Source organism: Streptomyces polyasparticus, assembly GCF_014493765.1.
GTDB lineage: Bacteria > Actinomycetota > Actinomycetes > Streptomycetales > Streptomycetaceae > Streptomyces > Streptomyces polyasparticus.
Genome location: NZ_JACTVJ010000006.1, coordinates 532,265 through 550,310, shown reverse-complemented (window position 1 = coordinate 550,310; position 18,046 = coordinate 532,265). Strand labels below are relative to the sequence as shown.

Here is an 18,046-nt window from a genome sequence, read left to right as displayed (position 1 = left end):
CCTGCCTGCGTTTCTGCAGGTCAAGTGCGGTGCCGACAGAGTACAGCGCGGCATGCCGCCCGGGCCATGACGGCGGTCACTGCGGTGGCACGGATACCCCCTTGAAATACCGAACCACTCGGTTTAGTTTTACGGGCTGACGCCGACGCTTCCGGCCGGCGGACCCACACCCCAGGAGGGGCCTCTCATGCGCTACGCAGTGCTCGGCACCGGATCCGTCGGCCGCACCCTCGCCGCCAAGCTGGACTCGCTCGGCCACCAGGTCACCATCGGCACCCGGGACCCCGGGGCAACCCTCGCCCGCACCGAGCCGGACTCCATGGGGAACGAACCGTTCGCCAAGTGGCAGGCGGAGCACGGGACGGTCCGGCTCGCGGCCTTCGCCGACGCGGCCGCGGGGAGCGAGACGGTCGTCAACACCACCTCGGGCATGGCCAGCCTGCGGGCGCTCGAGTCCGCGGGCGCCGCGAACCTGGCGGGCAAGGTCGTGATCGACGTCGCCAATCCGCTCGACTTCTCGCAGGGCTTTCCGCCCTCGCTGGCGCCGGTCGACACCGACAGCCTCGGCGAGCAGATCCAGCGGGCCTTCCCCGGCGCCCGGGTCGTCAAGACGCTCAACACGATGACCGCCGCGGTCATGGTCGACCCGGCCCGGGTGCCGGGCGAGCACAGCGTGTTCGTCTCGGGCGAGGACGCCGAAGCGAAGGCCGCGGTCACCGCGCTCCTGACGTCCTTCGGCTGGCCCGCGAGCAGCGTGATCGACCTGGGCGGGATCGAGACCGCCCGCGGTACCGAGATGCTGCTGCCCCTCTGGCTGCGGCTGATGGGGGCGCTCGGCCACGCGGACTTCAACTTCCACATCGCCGGCGCGCGTCCCGCCGTATGACCGCCGCGAAGCCGGGCGCGGGTACGCGAGACGGGAAGCCGGGCGCGGGTACGCGAGACGGGAAGCCGGGCGCGGGTACGCGCGGCGCGGGGCGGCCGCGGTCCGCCGAGAAGGACGCCGCCATCCTCAAGGCGGCGCTCGACCTCCTCGCGTCGCACGGCTACACGCGGATGAGCCTGAGTCAGGTGGCCGAGGCCGCGCAGGTCAGCAAGTCCACCATCCATCTGCGCTGGAAGACCAAGGCCGATCTCCTGACGGCGGCGCTCGCGGCCCTGCGGATGGCGGACGCCCCGGCACCCAGCGGCGACACCCGGGCCGAACTCATCGCGATCCTGGAGGACTTCGCCGCCACCGTGGAGCGGGTACGGGGCATGGCGCTCATCGGCACGTGTCTGGCCGAGGAGGCGCACACCCCCGAACTGCTCGCGCTGCTGCGGGAACGCACGGTCCTCCCCCGCCGCGCCCTGCTCCGCCAAGTGCTCGAACAGGCCCGCGAGCGGGGCGAAATCCTGCCGGACGCCGATCTGGAGGGCGCGGTCTCCGCGCTGCTCGGGCCGTACTACGCCGACTACATGGCGGCGAGCTCTCCCCGCTCCGGCTGGGCCCGGGCCGCGGTGGACCTTGTCCTCGCCGGGCTGCGGGCCGGGTCGGACACGCGGTAGGGGGAAGCACGACCCCGACGCTCAGCGGCGGGGAGCACACCCCGAACGCTCAGCGCCCGTCCCCCCGTATCCGCGTCGAAAGTCCGGACAGGCCGCCCGGCAGGAAGTACACCACCGCGATGAACAGCGCCCCGAGCACGAACAGCGGCTCGGACAGCGGGGCCCGCAGAAAGCCCGGCAGTCCGGCGACGGCTTCCGAGGTGCCCAGGGCGCCGAGCCGGTGGTCGAGGTAGGCGTACAGAATGCCGCCGACCACCGCGCCCCAGCGGGTGCCCGCACCACCGAGCACCACCATCAGCAGGAAGCCGAGCGTGAAGCTGGAGGTGGTGATCTGCGGGCTCGATCCGCCCATCAGGAACAGGTGCACCATCCCGCCGAGCGCCGCCAGGAAGGACGCGATGACGAAGGCGAGGAGCTGGAAGCGGTACGGCTGGAGGCCGAGCACGGCCACGCGCTGCTCGTTCTCGCGGATCGCCGCCCACACCCGGCCGGGTTCGGAGTCGACCAGCCAGCCGATGGCGCCGGCCACGAGGACCAGATAGGCCAGCGCCAGCCAGTAGAGGTGGGCCGTGTTGTCGATGCCCGCGAGGAAGTCCGGAATCGCCGAGGGCAGGAGCGACAGGCCCTCCTCTCCCCCGGTCAGGCGGCCCGGGTCGCTCGCCACGGCGATGGCCGCGACCTGCGCCATCGCGAGGGTCACCATCGCGAAGGCGATCCCGCGGACGCGCAGGGCGAGCGCGCCGAGGAGCGCGGGGACCACCAGGCCCACGAGGACGGTCAGCGCGAGCGCGGCCGGGAGGCCGAACCCCCCTTTGGTGACCGCGATGTTGACGGTGTAGCTGCCGAGCACGACGTACAGCGCATGGCCGAAGGACAGCAGGCCGGTGTGGCCGAAGAGCAGGTCGTACGTGGCGGCGAGGCCCGCGAACACCAGGCAGACGCCGAGCAGTTGGAGCGAACCCGGGCTGTTCACGGGGCCGGGCAGAAGTGCCGGCAGGTCGAGGGTGGAGTACGGCAGGATCGCGAGGACGACGAGCAGGGCGAGGGGAAGCGCGCGGCGCAGCAGCTGCCGACGGCGCGGCGCGGGGGCCGCGGCGGGCGGGTCGGTCTGCGCGGGACTCGTGAGTACGGCGGACTTGGTCATGCGGTCCTCCCCGTGAGGCCGCCGGGCCGGGCGAGCAGGACCATGGCGAGGACGAGGACGACGGAGGCCTCGCCGACGCCGGCGGCGGCGTAGTAGCTGGTGAACTGCTGGACGAGGCCGACCACGACGGCGGCGAGTGCCGAGCCCGCGACCGAGCCCATGCCGCCGATGACGACGACGATGAACGCGAAGATGAGCAGCGAGGTCCCCTGGCCGGGTGAGACATCGCCGTAGTACACGCCGGCGAGCACCCCGCCGAGCGCCGCGGCCGCGCCGCCGATGGCGAAGACGACCGTGAAGGCGATCCGTACGTTGATGCCTAGGGCCGTGACCATCGCGCGGTCCTCGACTCCGGCGCGGACGATCAGGCCGAACCGGGTGCGGTGCAGGAAGAGTTGGAGCAGGGCAAGGACGGCGAGCGCGACTCCGATCAGCAGGAACCGGTCGTTCGGCACGGTCGCGCCGAGGACCGTGGTGGTCTCCTCCGTCCAGGCCGGCTTGGGGAACGTCACGGGGTCGGCGCCGAATCCGGCCTGGAGCAGGGCGACGCCCGCGAGGCTCAGACCGACGGTGACGAGGACCTGGTCGATGGGCCGCGCGTACAGCGGGCGGATGAGCAGCAGTTCGACGAGGACGGCGGCCAGCGCCCCGAGGCCGACGCCGACGGCCGCCGCGGGCACGAAACCGAGGCCGAGACGGTCGGCCGCCCACCAGGTGCCGTACGCGCCGACGGAGAGGAAGAGGCCGTGCGCGAAGTTGAGGACGTCGGCGAGGCCGAAGATCAGGGAGAGGCCCGAGGCGACGAGGAAGTACAGGGCTCCCAGGCCGAGCCCGGTGAGGGAGAGGAGGACGAGGGTGCTCATGCCACTCCCAGGAGTTCGCGGGTGAGGTCGGCGTCGGTGAGCAGATCGGCGGCGGCCGAGGTGTGCACGACGCTGCCCTGTTCGAGGACGACGGCGTGGTCGGCGATCCGGCGGACCAGGGCGAGGTTCTGCTCGACGAGGAGGATGGGCACCTTCTCGGCGGCGCGCGCGAGGACGTCCGCGACCTCGGTGACGATTTTCGGGGCGAGGCCCTTGGTGGGTTCGTCGACGAGCAGCAGCCGGTTGTCGTTGAGCAGCGTCCGCCCGATGGCGACCATCTGCTGCTGCCCGCCGGACAGGCTGCCGGCCCGCTGCTTTCCGCGCTGCTTCAGCTCGGGGAACATGTCGTAGACCAGGTCGTAGTGGTGGGGGCCGCTGCCGCGTGCGGCGAGTTCGAGGTTCTCGGTGACGGTCAGGGACGCGAAGACGTTGCGGTCCTCGGGCGCGTAGCCGAGGCCGCGGCGGACGATCGCGTGCGTGGGCAGGGCGGTGATGTCCTCATCCGCCAGGCGTATGCGGCCTGTTCGGGGCACGAGGCCGAGCACGGCCTTGAGCGTGGTGGTCTTGCCCGCGCCGTTGCGGCCGAGGAGCGCGGTGACGCCCTGGTGCGCGACGGTGAGGCCGACGCCGTGCAGGATCTGCGAGGACCCGAAGCGTACGGTCAGCTCGCTGACGTCGAGCAGTGCGGTCACAGCGTCTCCCCCAGGTAGGCGTCCTGGACCAGCGGATCGGCCGTGACCTTCTCGGGTGTGTCCAGGGCGAGCAGCTGCCCGTGGTGCATCACGGCGACCCGGTCGGCGAGGCCGAGCAGCACGTCCATGTGGTGCTCCACCATCAGCACGGTGCGGCCCTCCTCGCGGTGCACGGTCCGTATCACCTCGGTCAGGGCGGGCACGTCGGCAGTGCCGACGCCCGCCATCGGCTCGTCGAGCAGGATCAGGCGCGGCTCGGTGACCAGGAGGATGGCGATCTCCAGCTTGCGTTTGTCGCCGTGCGACAGCGCTCCCGCGAGGTCCGCGGCGCGGGTGGACAGACCGACCCGGGCGAGCGCACCCATGGCCGCTTCGCGTGCGGCGGTGCCGGAATCGGCGCGCCGCCACAGGCGCAGACAGGAGCCCCGGTGGGCGGCCGCGGCGAGCCGGACGTTCTCCAGGACACTCAGGCCGGCGAAGACGCTGGAGGACTGGAAGGTACGGCCGAGTCCGCGGCGTGCCCGGCGGTGCGGCGGGTCGGCGGTGATGTCGGCGCGGTCGAGTTCGATGCTGCCCTCGGTCGGCCGGACCAGGCCGGAGATCAGGTTGAACAGGGAGGTCTTGCCCGCTCCGTTCGGACCGATCACGGCCACGAACTCGCCCTCGGCCACATCGAATTCCAGTCCGGAGACGATCCGGGCTCCGCCGACCGCCCAGCCGAGCCCGCGCACGCGCAGGACCGGCCGGGCGGCGGTGGGGGCGGTGAGGGCTTCGGCGGTCACTTCTTCACCACGCCGGGAGCGACCGCGTCGGCCTCGAGCTTCTTGACCAGTTCCGCGGTGGGCGGCGTGCCGTTCCTGAGCCGCGCCTGGAACATGGGCTGCAGCAGCGCGTGGTCCTCGGCCCGGATCGTAAGCCTGCCCTTGACTCCCTCGAAGCTCCAGCCTTCGAGGGCCTTGGCCCTCTCGTCGGCGGAGGAGCCCTGTCCGACCGCGCGCACGATCATCTGGGCGGCGGTGAACCCGTCCACGGTGAACAGGCCGACCTCGCCGCCCGCCTTGGTGACACGCTCGGTCATCGCCTTCTCGGCCTCGGTGCCCGCCGCGCCCGCGAAGTAGTGGGCGAGGAAGTCGACTTGCTCCGCCACCTTCCCGTACGAGGGCCAGGTGGCCGCGATGTCGAGGCCGGTGACGACCTTCGTGGAGTCGAACACGCCCTGCTGGCCGAGCGCGGTCCACATCGCCTTGGCGGAGGTGCCGGCCCAGGCGACGAACATCATGTCCGCGCCGGACTTCTTCGCCTGCGTGGCGAACGGGGTGAAGTCGTTCGCGGCGGCCGGTACGAGCAGCGGCGCGACCTTGGCTCCCTGCGGTTCGAGCACCGCCTTCACACCGGCGACGTTGGCCTGTCCGAACGCGTTGTCCTGGGCGAAGACCGTGACCTTCTTGCCCTTCATGTCGCCGACGAAGGCCGCGGCGGTGTTGATGTCCTGGGTGGTCTGCCGCCCGGAGCGGAAGGTGTACGGACCCGCGCCGGTGACGGCGTCGGTGGCCGCGGGGCCGGACAGGAAGAGCACCTTGTTCTGCTCGGTGAGCGGGCTGACCTGGGTGGCGACGCCGGAGGAGGTGGCGCCCGCGATGACGTCGTAGCCCTGGCCGATGAGGTCCTTGGTGGCGGCCACCGCCTTCGCGGGATCGCCGGCGTCATCGGCCTGGTGGACCTCGATCTCCCGGCCGCCCGCCTTGCCGGTGCCCTTCGTGGCGTAGTCGAGCCCGGCCTGGAAGCCCTCCAGATACTGCTTGCCGTACGTGGCGAGCGGCCCCGACTTGGAATACACGAGGCCGACCTTGACGGGACCCGAGTCCTTGCTGCCCGTGGAGCTGCTGCCGGGGCTGCCGCACGAGGTGGTGAGGATCAGGGCCGCTGCTGCCGCGGCCAGGGCGGCAAGGCGCTTTCGGTGCATGTCGGCTCTCTTCCGCTGCGGGTGAGGGTGTCGGTCAACTGCCCGCGTCCACAGGGCGGTTGAGGAGCAGCGGTGATGCGCTGCTGGCCGGAAGGCTAGGAGCCGGGGGCAGTTGGAGCGATGTGGGCGGGGGCCACAACCATCGGCGTTCGGATGGCGGCGGCCCCCATGGCGTCCTCAGCAGGACCCGGTGGCGACCACTTCGTAGTAGTCGTCACCGGTCTTCTTGAGCGTCGCCTGTACGTATGTGTTCCACAGCCCCATCGCCTGGTCGGAGCCGTCGGCGTAGGCGTAGCCGCCCGACTGGTGGGCCCGGCTCTGCTGCACGTGGGTGTAGGTGCTCGACGTGAAGCACTCGGCGGGCGCCGGGGTGCTGGGGTCGGGCGACGGACTGTTCGACGGGTCCGGGGACGGCGTCGATCCGCCGCCGGTCAGCCCCCAGAACGCGGCCATGTGGTGGGCGGCGCAGATGTTCGCATCGGGGAGGTAGGTGTCGCCGGTCCGACCGCACTGGCCTGCCGCGGTGCCCGGGTCGATGGGCTGCCCGTGCCCCATCCCGCTCATGGTGAAGCTCTCCACCACGGGTCGGCCCGCCGGGTTCTCGTACACCTTGTGGGCGGCTCCGGACACCGTGTCGGAGACGTCGGCCGTCTGGTCGGCGCCGTGCACATCGGTCCACTGGTCGACGAGCTCCTGCAGGTTCGCCGGCGCCACCGTCGTATCACTGCTGCCGTGCCATACGGAGAGCGTCGGCCAGGCGGTGCGCGCGGAGCCGCCGGGCGAGGCCGCGCGCACCTTGGCGCCCCACTGGGCGGGCGACTTGGCGACACCGGGACTCATACAGGTCCACTCATTGGTCTCCGGCGCGCAGCCGTACGGCAGTCCTGCCGCGATGCCGCCGCCCGCGAACACCTCGGGATAGGCGGCCATCAGCACGGAGGTCATGCCGCCGCCGGCGGAAAGACCGGTGACGTACACACGCGACGGGTCCGCGGACTGATCGGCCGTGGCCTTGTCCACCATCTGCTTGACGGACAGCGCCTCGCCCTGGTCGCGGGTGGTGTCCGCGGCCTTGAACCAGTTGAAGCAGTTGAGGGAGTTGTTGGCGGTGCTCGTCTCCGGCAGGACGAGGGTGAACTTGTGGCGGTCGGCCAGCTCCTTCCAGCCGGTACGGGTGCCGAAGTCGGCCGCGAGGCCGCTGCCGCTCAGCGAGCAGCCGTGCAGGGCGACGACGAGCGGGCGGCCCGCGGGCAGACCGTCGGGCACGTACCGGTACATCTTCAGGGCGCCGGGGTTGGAGCCGAACCCGGTCACCTGCTCGATGGAGGCGGCCCGCGCGGGCGGCGCGGCCTTCAGCATGGCCGCGGCGAGCAGCAGGGACAGGGCCGCGGCGGCGACGGCCGGCAGCAGGAAGCCGGGCCGTCGCCCGCGAGGTGTCGGACGGTGGTGGGGCAGCGTCACGGGGAACTCCTCGTTCACGGGGGCGAAATGTTTCCGTGAACGTAGGGGTGGCCGTCGGCGCTCAGGAATGTGTCAACTCACCACTTCCGCCAAGCCCGTTGTGTGCGCGAGGTCCGGGGCCACGGCGAATTCGGCTCCGGTAGCGGCCCGCACCTCGTCCAGGCGTACACCCGGGGCGAGTTCGCGAAGGAGCAGCCCGCCGACGGTGATGTCGAGGACCGCGAGATCGGTGATCACGCGGTGCACCACGCCCCAGCCGGTGAGCGGCAGAGTGCACTCGTCGACGAGCTTGGGCGACCCGTCCCGTGCGGTGTGCTCCATCAGCACGATGACCCGGCGCGCCCCGTGCACCAGGTCCATCGCTCCACCCATGCCCTTGATCATCTTGCCGGGGACGACCCAGTTGGCCAGATCCCCGAACGCGGACACCTGCATGGCACCCAGGACGGCCACGTCGATATGGCCGCCGCGGATCATCCCGAACGACAGCGCGGAGTCGAAGTAGGAGCCGCCCGGAGCGATCGTCACGGTCTCCTTGCCGGCGTTGATCAGATCCGGATGCAGTTCGTCCTCGGCCGGATACGGGCCGACGCCGAGGATGCCGTTCTCGGACTGCAGGACCACCTCGATGTCCGGCGGCAGATGGCCGGGGACGAGGGTGGGCAGTCCGATGCCGAGGTTCACATATGCACCGTCGGGCAGTTCGCGTGCGGCGCGGGCGGCCATCTGGTCGCGGGTGAGTGCCATGTCAGCGGGCTCCTTCCACTGCGGGGCGCACCGTGCGCCGCTCGATCCGTTTCTCGGCCGCCGGGTCGTCGGCCGCCACCGGCACCACCCGCTGCACGAACACCCCCGGCAGCTGCACCTCACCGGGCGGAATCACCCCCGGCTCCACCAGCTCCTCCACCTCGGCGACGGTGATCCGGCCGGCCATCGCGGCCAACGGGTTGAAGTTGCGGGCGGAGGCGTGGAACACGAGGTTGCCGTGCCGGTCGCCGACCGCTGCCCGCACCAGGGCGAAGTCCGTGGTGATGCCCTCTTCGAGCAGATACTCGCGGTCGTGGAAGACCCGCGTCTCCTTGGGCGGCGCCGCTACGGCCACGGAACCGTCCGGGGCGTAGCGCCAGGCGATCCCGCCCTCGGCGACCTGGGTGCCGACACCGGCGGGCGTGTAGAACCCCGCAATGCCGGCGCCGCCCGCACGCAGCCGTTCGGCCAGCGTGCCCTGCGGCACAAGCTCCACCTCCAGCTCACCGCCCAGGTACCGGCGCGCGAACTCCTTGTTCTCCCCCACGTACGAGCTGGTCATCCGGTCGATCAGGCCCTCACGGAGCAGCAGACCGAGCCCCCAGTCGTCCACGCCGCAGTTGTTCGACACGACGCGCAGACCGCCGGTGCGCCGTTCAAGGAGCGCATGGATCAGGGCACTTGGCACACCGCAGAGCCCGAAACCGCCGACGGCAAGCGACGCACCGTGCGGTAGGTCCGCGACCGCCTCGACGGCGTCGTCGATCACTTTGTCCAGCCCCATGCGCAGCACGCCCCTCGGTGTGGGTCGGTATCGGTGTGGTCAGCAGAAGTCCTGGCGAGGGCTGAAGGCCGACAGCCGTCGCGACTCCACCGAGGCTAGGAACCCGCACCGCCCTGCTGCCATGGCGGACCGGCCCATACCTTGCGGCCCTGCCATGGCCCTTCACTCCATACGCACTCCCCTGCCGTCATCCGTCTCAACTGCAAATCCCCGCACGCCTCTTGAGGTGCCCATGCCTGGGCTCCCAGGATCGAAGACGGTGGATTGAATCGTTTCACCCCTGTCATGCCAGTCACCAAGGCCACAAACCCGAGGGGCACGCGAAGGCGCTCACCGCCGCCGGCGCACCGGCCGGGGAACCCGGAGCGCTGCGCATCGGGCGTACGACGGTCGAGTACGCGGGGACCCTGCTCGGCACGGACACCGAAAAACCCCGGCACGGCTGGGAGTTGACCGCCCCAGGCCAGGGGGCGGGGCAGAGCGCGTACCAGATCAGGGTCACCACGGGATCGCGCACCGTCTGGGACTCCGGCAAGGTCGCTTCCGCGCGCACGGTCGGTGTGCCGTACGGCGGTCCGGCGCTCTCTCCCCGTACGAGATACGCCTGGAAGGTACGGGTCTGGGACGGCGACGGGCGGGTCTCGGACTGGAGCGCCGAGCGCTGGTGGGAGACCGCGCTGAACGCCGGGGACTGGCAGGGGCACCGGATCGGGGCCGGGGCCGCGCCGCAGGCTCCGTCCTTCGAGGGTGCCTCGTGGATCTGGGCGCCGGGCGCCACCGAGCAGGGCGCGCCTCCCGGCACCGTCTGGTTCCGCGCCGCGCTCCAACTGCCCGCCGGTGCCGAGGTGTCGAAGGCCACGCTGATCGCCACGGCCGACGACGACTACACCCTGTACCTCCAGGGCGAGCAGGTGCTGCACGCCCCCGAGCAGACGGACAGCTGGCGCACCGGCGACCTGGCGGATGCGACCTCGCAGGCGAGGGCGGGCGGCCGCCTCGCGGTGGCCGTGCGGGCGACGAACCGCGGCGGTGCCTCCGTGAACCCCGGGGGTCTCCTGGTGCGTCTGGTCGTCGAACACGGCGGCGGCACGGTCGAGTTGACCACCGGACCGGGCTGGCGGTGCAGCGGAACCGAACAGGAGGGCTGGCAGCGGCCCGAGTTCGACGACGCCGGCTGGACCGAGGCGGCCGTGCTCGTACCGTACGGGCAGGGGCCTTGGGACAACGATGTCACGGTGTCCGCGCCCGAGCTTCCCGCACCGCTGCTGCGCGGCGCGTTCACCGTGTCCAAGCCGGTGCGCCGCGCCCGCCTGCACATCAGCGGACTCGCGTACTACGAGGCCGAGATCAACGGCCGACGGGTGGGCCGGCAGGTGCTCGACCCCGGGTTCACCGACTACGACGAGACCGTCCTGTACGCCACCCACGACGTCACCGGACTGCTGCGGCGCGGCGCCAACGCCCTCGGCGTCACGCTCGGCCGCGGCTTCTTCGGCATGACGACCCCGAACGTATGGAACTGGCACCGGCCTCAGTGGCACGGCGAGCCCCGGCTCCTCGGCCAGCTGGAGATCGCGTACGAGGACGGCTCGCGCACCACCCTCGCCACCGACGACACGTGGCGGCTGACCGAAGGGCCGATCCTCTCCAACTCCCCCTACGCAGGCGAGACTTACGACGCCCACGAACATCCCGCCGGGTGGACCGAGCCCGGCTTCGACGACAGGGGCTGGCGGACGCCCGTACGGATGGAGGCGCCGCAGGGCGCGCTGCGGGCGCAGTCCGTGGAGCCGGTGGAGGTGGTCGAGACCGTACGGCCGGTGAAGATCACCGCGTACGGGGACGACTGGCTGGTCGACATGGGCCGCACCCTGGCCGGCTGGACACGGCTGACCGTGCAGGCCGCCGCGGGCACGACCGTACGCCTCAAGCACGGCGAGAAGCTCAAGGCCGACGGGAGTGTGCACGCCGAGACGGGGCATGTGCCGGGGCGGTTCCAGACGGACGAATACGTCTGCTCGGGGCGCGGGCAGGAGGTGTGGGAGCCCAAGTTCTCGTACAAGGGCTTCCGTTACGTGCAGATCAGCGGGCTGCCGCGCAAGCCCGAGCCGGACGAGGTGCTGGGCCGCGTGGTGCACTCGGGGGTCGAGGACACCGGGATGTTCCGCTGTTCCGAGCCGTTCTACGAGCAGTTGGAGCGGGCGATGCGGCGCACCGTCCTCAACAATCTGCACAGCATCCCGACCGATACCCCGATGTTCGAGAAGAACGGCTGGACCGGGGACGCCCAGGTCGGTGCGCCGATCATGATGTACGCGCTCGGCATGCAGCGGTTCTTCACCAAGTGGCTGGGCGATCTGGCGGACAGCCGGAACGAGGAGGGGCAGCTGCCGGTGATCGTGCCGAGCGGCGGCTGGGGCTACAAGGAGCTGGCACCGGCGCCGGAGTGGACCACGGTCTACCCGTTCCTGGTGCGCGAGATGTAACGGGTCTACGGGGACGAGGCGGCCGCCCGCCGCCATCTGTCCGCCCTGACCCGCTATCTGGACTGGGAGCTCGGGCGGCTGCAGAACGGACTCGCGGTGACGGCGCTCGGCGACTGGGTGTCGCCCGGCTACGAGATCCCGCCGGAGGACACCCGGCTCACGGCGAGCGCGTATCTGTACCGGGCGCTGCGCGACACCGCGGAGATGGCCGAGCTGGTCGGCGAGAGCGCGACCGGGGCGCGCTCTGTGCGGGCCGCCGAGGATCTGAAGAACACCTTCAACACCGCGTTCCTGGGCCCTGAAGGCCACTACCGCACGGCCAAGGACCCGCACTACCGGCAGTCGAGCAACTGCATCCCGCTCGCCTTCGGCCTGGTGCCGGCGGGTGCTCGGGCGAGCGTCACGGACTCGCTGCTCGCCGATATCGCCGCGCGCGGCAACCACCTCAACACCGGGTGCCTCGGCACCAGCGTGCTGCTGCGCGCTCTGAGCGCGGCCGGGCACTCGGACGTCGCGCGTGCGGTGGCGCTGCAGCGCACGTACCCCGGCTGGGGCCACTGGTTCGAGAACGGAACGTGGCCGGCCTGCGCCCCGGCGACGCGGGCTACTGGACGTTCACGGTGCGGCCCGACGCCCGCGACGGGGTCGACTGGGCGCGCACCGAGCTGGACACGGTGCGGGGGCGGGCGGCCGTGGCGTGGTCCCGTATCGACAAGGAGATACGGATGGCCGTACGGGTGCCGGTGGGTGCGACCGCCGAGGTGCATGTGCCGGCGGCGGCGCGGGACGAGGCCGAGGCGCCCGAGGGCGCCGTGTATGTGCGCACCGAGCCGGGCTACGTGGTGTTCCGGGCGCCGCACGGAAAGTGGGCGTTTCGCGGGCGGGCGTGAACGAGGGCACGGGGAGGCCCGGCGGCGCTGGACCTCCCCGTGACGGTCAGCTGGTCGTCGCGCAGTCCACGTGGCCCCAGCCGCCCGAGGCCAGCTTGGTGATCTTCTCCCCCGCGTCGTACGAGGTGCCGCACGCGCAGCGGCCGGCGAACTTGGCCTTGATCACCGGAGCCTTCCCGGACGCGGCTTTCCCGGCCGCGGTCTTGCGGGCGGGCGCCGTCTTGCGGGCGGCCGGTGCGGCCGTGATGCGGTCGGCGCGGGGCGCGGGGATCTCGGTGCTGCCGTGCGCGGTGCCGGCCGGCTGCTGCGATTCGGCCGCGTCGCTGGCCGCGATGTCGGCGATCGCGTTCAGCAGGTCGCCGTCCGCCTGGTGGGCGGCGACATGGCGGAAGGTGACCTCGCGGCCTGTGAGCAGCTCGTCGATCCGGATCACGAGTTCACGGTTGGCGACCGGCTTCTTCGAAGCGGTGAGCCAGCCGTTGCGCTTCCAGTTCTTGATCCAGGTGGTGACGGCCTGCATCGCGTACTTGCTGTCCATCCGGACCTCGAGCGGCACGGTGGCGTCGGTGGACTCCAACAGCTCGGCGAGCGCGGTCAGTTCGGCCACGTTGTTGGTGGCGACACCGAGCGGGCCCGCCTCCCAGCGCTGCGGGGTGCCTTCGGCATCCGCGACGACCCAGCCCCAGGCGGCCGGGCCCGGGTTCTTCTTGGCGGCACCGTCACAGGCGGCGATGATCAAGTCGGACATGCCCTCGATGATGCCAGCTCCGCGGCCGCTCCACGGACACAAGGCGCCGGGGCCGGACGTCTGCGCTCCGCATCACATGTGCGACCGAAGCACGGTTCGGTCGTTGACTCCGGTATGACCACGCAGAAACCTCGTCGCCGATGGCCCCTGGGATGGGGCGCACCGCACCTCCAGGGAGCCAAGAGCGGCCAGTCGTCGGCCGAGGAGCAGGAGTTGACGCTCAAGGCACGGGCCGCGCGGCTCGCGGCGGCGATGCGCTGAGGCGGAGAGCCGGGGAGCCAGGGCGCCGAAAGGAGTGGAGCCCGCTTCAGACGCCGAGCGTGAAGCGCTCCGTCTCCCGAAAGGCCGTCCCGTCCCAGGTGACCAGGCTCACGTGGCGGATGGTGCAGGTCAGCGGGAGCAGCGGGGCGAGCTCGGCTTCGAGTGCGTCGTACGCGTCCGCCGTCGCCTCGGGGCCGAGGCTGTTGGCGAGGGTCAGATGCGGCCGCAGTCCGTCCTCGCCGAAGATGCCGCGATACGGGGCACACTCGGGCCATGCCGCCACGACGCTCTTGGTCAGCGCCCGCACCGGGCCGGCGGGCCAGGGGTCGAGATAGAGCACGCCGGGGTAGCGGCCGAATTCCGCGAACGTGAGGTCGAAGGGCTCATGGCCGCGCAGCAGCTCCCCCAGCCTGTCGCGGACCGAGGCGTCGATGCGGTCCTGGTGCAGGAACGGAAAGAGCACCGAGACATGGGCCGGGAAGTCCTCCCGTATCAGCGGATCCGCCTCGGGCAGCAGGATCGTCAGCGCCGTCTCCCCCAGGGCATGCGCCCACCCCGAACTCACTGTGCTGCTCCCCTCCCACGGCCGGCCCTCAAGGATGCCGGACGCCGTGACCGGCTCGGCGCGCGGGGAGGCTCGGGGCAGGACGGGCGGGCTCGGCGCGCGGGGACGCTCGGCGCAGGAAGGGCAGGCTCAGCGCGCCGGGAGGCTTGAGCGGCGCACCACCAGCTCGGGCTGGAGCACCACGCGGCGGTGCTCGTGGTCCTCGGACTCGGTCTCCTCCAGGAGGAGTTCCGCGGCCATGGCGCCCATCGTCACGGCCGGCTGGCGCACCGAGGTGAGCGGGACGACCGCGGCCGCCGCGAACTCGATGTCGTCATAGCCCACGATCGCCATGTCCTCGGGGACCCTGACGCCCGCCGCGTACATGGTCTGCAGCACACCGAGCGCCAGGAGGTCGTTGGCGCAGAAGACGGCCGTGGGGCGCTGGGCGAGCCCGAGGATGCGGGAGCCCGCGTCACGGCCCGCGGCGACGTCGAGGTGTTCGGTGGGCAGCTCGCGCAGCGCCTCGGGCGGCAGGCCCGCCTCGGCGAGTGCGTTCAGGGCGCCCTGCCGGCGGTCGCGTACTTGGTGGAGCCCGGCGGGGCCGCTGACGTAGGCGATGCTGCGGTGCCCGGCATCCACGAGATGACGTACGGCGAGCGCGCCGCCCAGGACGTCGTCGACCGAGACCGAGCATTCGGTGGTGCCCTCGGCGACCCGGTCCACGAGCACGAAGGGGATGCCGTGCCGGCGGAAGGCCTCGATGTTGCGCCCCGACGCGTCGGCCGGGGTGAGCAGCACCCCGCGGACCCGCTGCTCGGCGAAGAGGCCGAGGTAGTCGGCCTCCTCGTCCGGGCTCTGCGCGCTGTTGCAGACCATCACGCCGAGTCCCGCCTGGCGCGCGGCGCGCTCGGCGCCGCGCGCCACGTCCACGAAGAACGGGTTGCCCATGTCCAGGACGAGCAGCGCCATGATCCGGCTGCGTCCGGCCCGCAGATGGCGGGCCGACTCGCTGCGGACATAGCCGAGACGCTCGATCACGGCGCGCACCCGCTTGCGGGTCTCCTCCGAGACCATGTCCGGATGGTTGATCACATTGGACACGGTGCCCACGGACACCCCTGCGTGCTTCGCCACATCCTTGATGCCGGCCATGTGCGGTGCGTACTCCGTCCTGCAGCGGCGGTCCCGTTCTCGTTGTATTGACTCAGAATTTGTACTGGTCGATGTTCCCCTTGTCGAAAACGGTGGGTTCGCCCAGGTCGATGACGCTGTCCTTGCCGACGGTGAAAAGGCACTCCTCGTCGACGCCGAAGCCCTGGCCGCCGCACAGCACGACGGAGACGTCCTCACCGCGAACGCCGTTCGGGGGTGAGCAGGCGGGATGGGGCGCGTGAGCTCCTGCCCGCCTGCTTCTCCGACAACCCCGGGGCCTCCTACCGGTACATCGCCTTGCGCAGCACCGTTTCCACCGGCCCCCGCCGCCCCTTGAGCTCGCAGGCGTACGCGCCCGCGACCGTCACCAGCCACACCGCGGTCGCGAAAAGGGCCATGGTCGAGCTGGTCAGGTGGGCGCCCAGACCGAGGCCCCAGGCCGCGAGCAGCGGGGCGAAGAGCACGGAGTGGGCGAGGTAGCAGGACAGGGAGCGTTTGCCGACCGCGGCCACGGCCGTGATGGCACGGTGGGAGCCTGACGCCCGGCGTGCGGACGCGCGGCGCGACCACCAGTGCACGAACAGGGCGATCGCCGCGACATAGCCGAGTCCCGCCGCCATCCCCGTGAGCTCGCGCACGATCATCAGCACGCCGGACTCGCTCTGCACATGGCCGGGCACGTCCAGGGCCCCGACGTGCGCGAGCGCCGAGGGCAGCGCGCCGAGCCAGCCGATCGCGATGCCGAGGACCGCGGTGCGGCGCAGAAGCGGCAGATGGCGGGACGGCTCTTCGAGGACACGGCGGCGCGCGGCCCAGAAGCCGAGCAGGAAGACCACATACGCGCCGCCGACCAGCGACAGCGGAGCGGCCGCGAACGTGACGAACAGGCCCGTGGACAGGCGGGTGCCCGCAGCTGTCAGCCAGTTGCCCTCCTCGCTCGCATACGGCTCGTAGGCGGGCGTCCCTGTGACCTCGCCAAGGGACCCCAAGTCGCCCTGGAGCAGCGCCGATACGACGGGTTCGGCCGAGAGGACGAGCAGCTGGACCGTGGCGACGACGATCCACCAGTTGAGCGCCCGGTCGCTGCGGCGCAGGAAGAGCCAGCCCAGGGCGAAGCCGATCACGCCGTAGTAGCCCACGATGTCGCCCGCCATGAAGAGGGTGGCGTGGGCGAGCCCGATGACGACGAGCAGCAGACTGCGCCGGCGCAGGATCCCGGCCGCGGTGCGCTCACTGGTGCCGGCGGCCCGCTGCCGCTGGTAGAGCTGCACCATCCCGTAGCCGAAGAGGAACGCGAAGAGCGGGTAGACGCGCAGATCGAGCACGGTGATCATCGCGAACTGCACGGCGTGGTCGAGCCATCCGCCGGTGACGGGCTGCCATCCGGCGGGCCCGTACGCGGATCGCCACAGGTGGAACGCCGTGTTGGACAGCACGATGAGCAGCAGCATCAGGCCGCGGGCGAGGTCGGGTGCGAGGGCGCGTTCCGTGGACCGGATACCGGCCGGGCGCGCGGCCTGCGCCCTGTGCGCTGTGTCGTCAACAGTCATATGGCGACGCTAAGGACGCAGGTCACAGCGCCGCTTCTGCCTTTGGACCAGGACCGATGGCCATCCGTCTACGAAGGCCGCTCACCGGATCGACCATCGACCGCTCTGGCAAAGGCCGCTCACCGTACCGACCATCGACCGCTCCACACAGGGCGCCCACCACATCCACCATCGACCGCTCCACACAGGCCGCCCACCGCATCCACCATCGACCGCATCAACCGATCGGCCGACCCCGCCGTAGGCCACCCGTATCCCCGGAAGGGGCCCTTCCGTATCGCGCGGGGGCAGCCGGTGGAGCGATGTGCGGGCACCCTTCATCCGGCGAGGATCGACGGACGAAGACCCGATCGTGAGGAGCCCTCCATGCAGCCGACCCGACGGACCCGTCGCCGCCGCACCCTTGTCCCGGCCGCGCTGCTGCTCTCCGCCGCAACCCTGCTTGCCGCCTGCGGTTCCTCCGACCAGGGCGGTGCGGCCGCCGACCGCCCGAGCGCCTCGGCCTCCGCCACGGAGCAGGCCTCCCGCCAGCCGAAGGCCGACACCGAGGCCTCGCAGCGGCTGCTCGCCGCCGCGGCGGACGGCAAGCCCGACGCCGTACGCGAGGCCCTCGCGGACGGTGCCGATATCGAGGCCCGGGACGACCGGGGCCGTACACCGCTCCTGCTCGCCGCGACCGGCGACCACGACGTGGCCGCGCGGATCCTGGTGGAGGCGGGCGCCGACCCCGATGCCCAGGACGATCAGGAGGACAGCGCCTGGCTGGTCACGGGAGTGACCGGCAGCGTCAAGATGGCCCGGGTGCTCATCCCCGCCGAGCCCGACTACACGCTCGAGAACCGCTACGGCGGCACCTCGCTGATCCCGGCCGGCGAGCACGGGCACGCGGACTATGTGCGCGAGGTCCTGAAGAGCACCGACATGGACGTGGATCACGTCAACGACCTCGGCTGGACCGCCCTGTTGGAGGCGGTCATCCTCGGCGACGGCGGTGCGGACCACCAGGAAGTCGTCGAGCTGCTGCTCGACGGGGGCGCCGATCCGAAGCTCGCGGACCGGGACGGTGTGACACCGCTCCAGCACGCACAGGACAAGGGCCAGGACGAGATCGTGGAGCTGCTGCGCGCGGCCGGAGCCTGACCCTCGGAATGTCCCCGTGTAGTCCTGCGGACTACACCCTCCGGCCGACGGAACACCGCGGAAACCGGCC

General features: G+C 71.6%; 18 protein-coding genes and 1 pseudogene. 6 read left to right on the top strand and 13 right to left on the bottom strand.

The window, feature by feature from the left end; all coding sequences use genetic code 11:
* Nucleotides 1-187 precede the first annotated feature (187 nt).
* Complete coding sequence (locus tag H9Y04_RS14395) at nt 188-886, top strand: NADPH-dependent F420 reductase (protein WP_187814202.1); 699 nt, start codon at nt 188-190, stop codon at nt 884-886.
* Nucleotides 883-1,548, top strand: a complete 666-nt coding sequence (locus H9Y04_RS14390; RefSeq protein ID WP_187814201.1) for a TetR/AcrR family transcriptional regulator — start codon at nt 883-885, stop codon at nt 1,546-1,548. Before H9Y04_RS14395 ends, H9Y04_RS14390 begins: the two co-directional genes overlap by 4 nt.
* A 49-nt stretch (nt 1,549-1,597) precedes the next feature.
* On the opposite strand, the gene H9Y04_RS14385 is transcribed toward H9Y04_RS14390, so the two are convergent.
* From H9Y04_RS14385 to H9Y04_RS14350, 8 genes are all read right to left on the bottom strand, one after another.
* Nucleotides 1,598-2,692 carry a branched-chain amino acid ABC transporter permease gene (locus H9Y04_RS14385; protein WP_187814200.1) on the bottom strand — a complete coding sequence of 365 codons (1,095 nt, stop codon included), beginning with the start codon at nt 2,690-2,692 and terminating at the stop codon, nt 1,598-1,600.
* The gene (locus H9Y04_RS14380) at nt 2,689-3,555 is read right to left on the bottom strand and encodes a branched-chain amino acid ABC transporter permease (protein ID WP_187814199.1); all 867 of its coding nucleotides are present in this window, start codon (nt 3,553-3,555) and stop codon (nt 2,689-2,691) included. Before H9Y04_RS14380 ends, H9Y04_RS14385 begins: the two co-directional genes overlap by 4 nt.
* Entirely contained in the window at nt 3,552-4,247 is a 696-nt protein-coding gene (locus H9Y04_RS14375) for an ABC transporter ATP-binding protein (protein WP_187814198.1), read from the bottom strand. The genes H9Y04_RS14380 and H9Y04_RS14375 overlap by 4 nt, the downstream gene beginning before the upstream one ends.
* Nucleotides 4,244-5,029, bottom strand: coding sequence for an ABC transporter ATP-binding protein (locus tag H9Y04_RS14370; RefSeq protein ID WP_187814197.1), 786 nt, complete (start codon nt 5,027-5,029; stop codon nt 4,244-4,246). The genes H9Y04_RS14375 and H9Y04_RS14370 overlap by 4 nt, the downstream gene beginning before the upstream one ends.
* The gene (locus tag H9Y04_RS14365) at nt 5,026-6,210 is read right to left on the bottom strand and encodes a substrate-binding domain-containing protein (RefSeq protein ID WP_187814196.1); all 1,185 of its coding nucleotides are present in this window, start codon (nt 6,208-6,210) and stop codon (nt 5,026-5,028) included. Before H9Y04_RS14365 ends, H9Y04_RS14370 begins: the two co-directional genes overlap by 4 nt.
* Nucleotides 6,211-6,387: 177 nt before the next feature.
* Complete coding sequence (locus tag H9Y04_RS14360; RefSeq protein ID WP_308800977.1) at nt 6,388-7,671, bottom strand: extracellular catalytic domain type 1 short-chain-length polyhydroxyalkanoate depolymerase; 1,284 nt, start codon at nt 7,669-7,671, stop codon at nt 6,388-6,390.
* A 72-nt stretch (nt 7,672-7,743) separates the two neighbouring features.
* Nucleotides 7,744-8,418 (bottom strand): CoA transferase subunit B, encoded by a 675-nt coding sequence (locus tag H9Y04_RS14355; protein WP_187814195.1) that lies wholly within the window; start codon nt 8,416-8,418, stop codon nt 7,744-7,746.
* 1 nt (nt 8,419) lies between these two features.
* Complete coding sequence (locus H9Y04_RS14350; RefSeq protein WP_187814194.1) at nt 8,420-9,202, bottom strand: CoA transferase subunit A; 783 nt, start codon at nt 9,200-9,202, stop codon at nt 8,420-8,422.
* A 221-nt stretch (nt 9,203-9,423) separates the two neighbouring features.
* Between H9Y04_RS14350 and H9Y04_RS46715 the strand changes: the two are divergent.
* Together H9Y04_RS46715 and H9Y04_RS46710 are read left to right on the top strand one after the other, a co-directional pair.
* Nucleotides 9,424-12,204: pseudogene (locus H9Y04_RS46715) on the top strand (family 78 glycoside hydrolase catalytic domain); the annotation flags it as partial.
* Nucleotides 12,205-12,263: 59 nt separating this feature from the next.
* Entirely contained in the window at nt 12,264-12,578 is a 315-nt protein-coding gene (locus H9Y04_RS46710) for an alpha-L-rhamnosidase C-terminal domain-containing protein (protein WP_308800989.1), read from the top strand.
* Nucleotides 12,579-12,624: 46 nt separating this feature from the next.
* On the opposite strand, the gene H9Y04_RS14340 is transcribed toward H9Y04_RS46710, so the two are convergent.
* Nucleotides 12,625-13,326: a ribonuclease H family protein gene (locus tag H9Y04_RS14340; RefSeq protein ID WP_187814193.1), complete on the bottom strand. Its 702-nt coding sequence runs from the start codon at nt 13,324-13,326 to the stop codon at nt 12,625-12,627.
* A gap of 114 nt (nt 13,327-13,440) precedes the next feature.
* Between H9Y04_RS14340 and H9Y04_RS14335 the strand changes: the two genes are divergently transcribed.
* A complete protein-coding gene (locus H9Y04_RS14335; protein WP_187814192.1) occupies nt 13,441-13,587 on the top strand; it encodes a hypothetical protein in 147 nt (48 codons plus the stop codon).
* Between the two features lie 46 nt (nt 13,588-13,633).
* Here the strand turns inward: H9Y04_RS14335 and H9Y04_RS14330 are convergent, their stop codons facing one another.
* The 4 genes from H9Y04_RS14330 to H9Y04_RS14320 form a co-directional block, all read right to left on the bottom strand.
* The gene (locus H9Y04_RS14330; RefSeq protein WP_308800976.1) at nt 13,634-14,152 is read right to left on the bottom strand and encodes a 2'-5' RNA ligase family protein; all 519 of its coding nucleotides are present in this window, start codon (nt 14,150-14,152) and stop codon (nt 13,634-13,636) included.
* Between the two features lie 129 nt (nt 14,153-14,281).
* Complete coding sequence (locus H9Y04_RS14325) at nt 14,282-15,286, bottom strand: LacI family DNA-binding transcriptional regulator (protein WP_187814191.1); 1,005 nt, start codon at nt 15,284-15,286, stop codon at nt 14,282-14,284.
* 52 nt (nt 15,287-15,338) lie between these two features.
* The gene (locus tag H9Y04_RS47500) at nt 15,339-15,467 is read right to left on the bottom strand and encodes a hypothetical protein (protein ID WP_268980473.1); all 129 of its coding nucleotides are present in this window, start codon (nt 15,465-15,467) and stop codon (nt 15,339-15,341) included.
* Nucleotides 15,468-15,567: 100 nt separating this feature from the next.
* Nucleotides 15,568-16,836, bottom strand: coding sequence for a DUF418 domain-containing protein (locus H9Y04_RS14320; protein ID WP_187814190.1), 1,269 nt, complete (start codon nt 16,834-16,836; stop codon nt 15,568-15,570).
* Between the two features lie 561 nt (nt 16,837-17,397).
* On the opposite strand from H9Y04_RS14320, the gene H9Y04_RS14315 reads away from it, so the two are divergent.
* Entirely contained in the window at nt 17,398-17,976 is a 579-nt protein-coding gene (locus H9Y04_RS14315) for an ankyrin repeat domain-containing protein (RefSeq protein ID WP_236070853.1), read from the top strand.
* Nucleotides 17,977-18,046 lie beyond the last annotated feature (70 nt).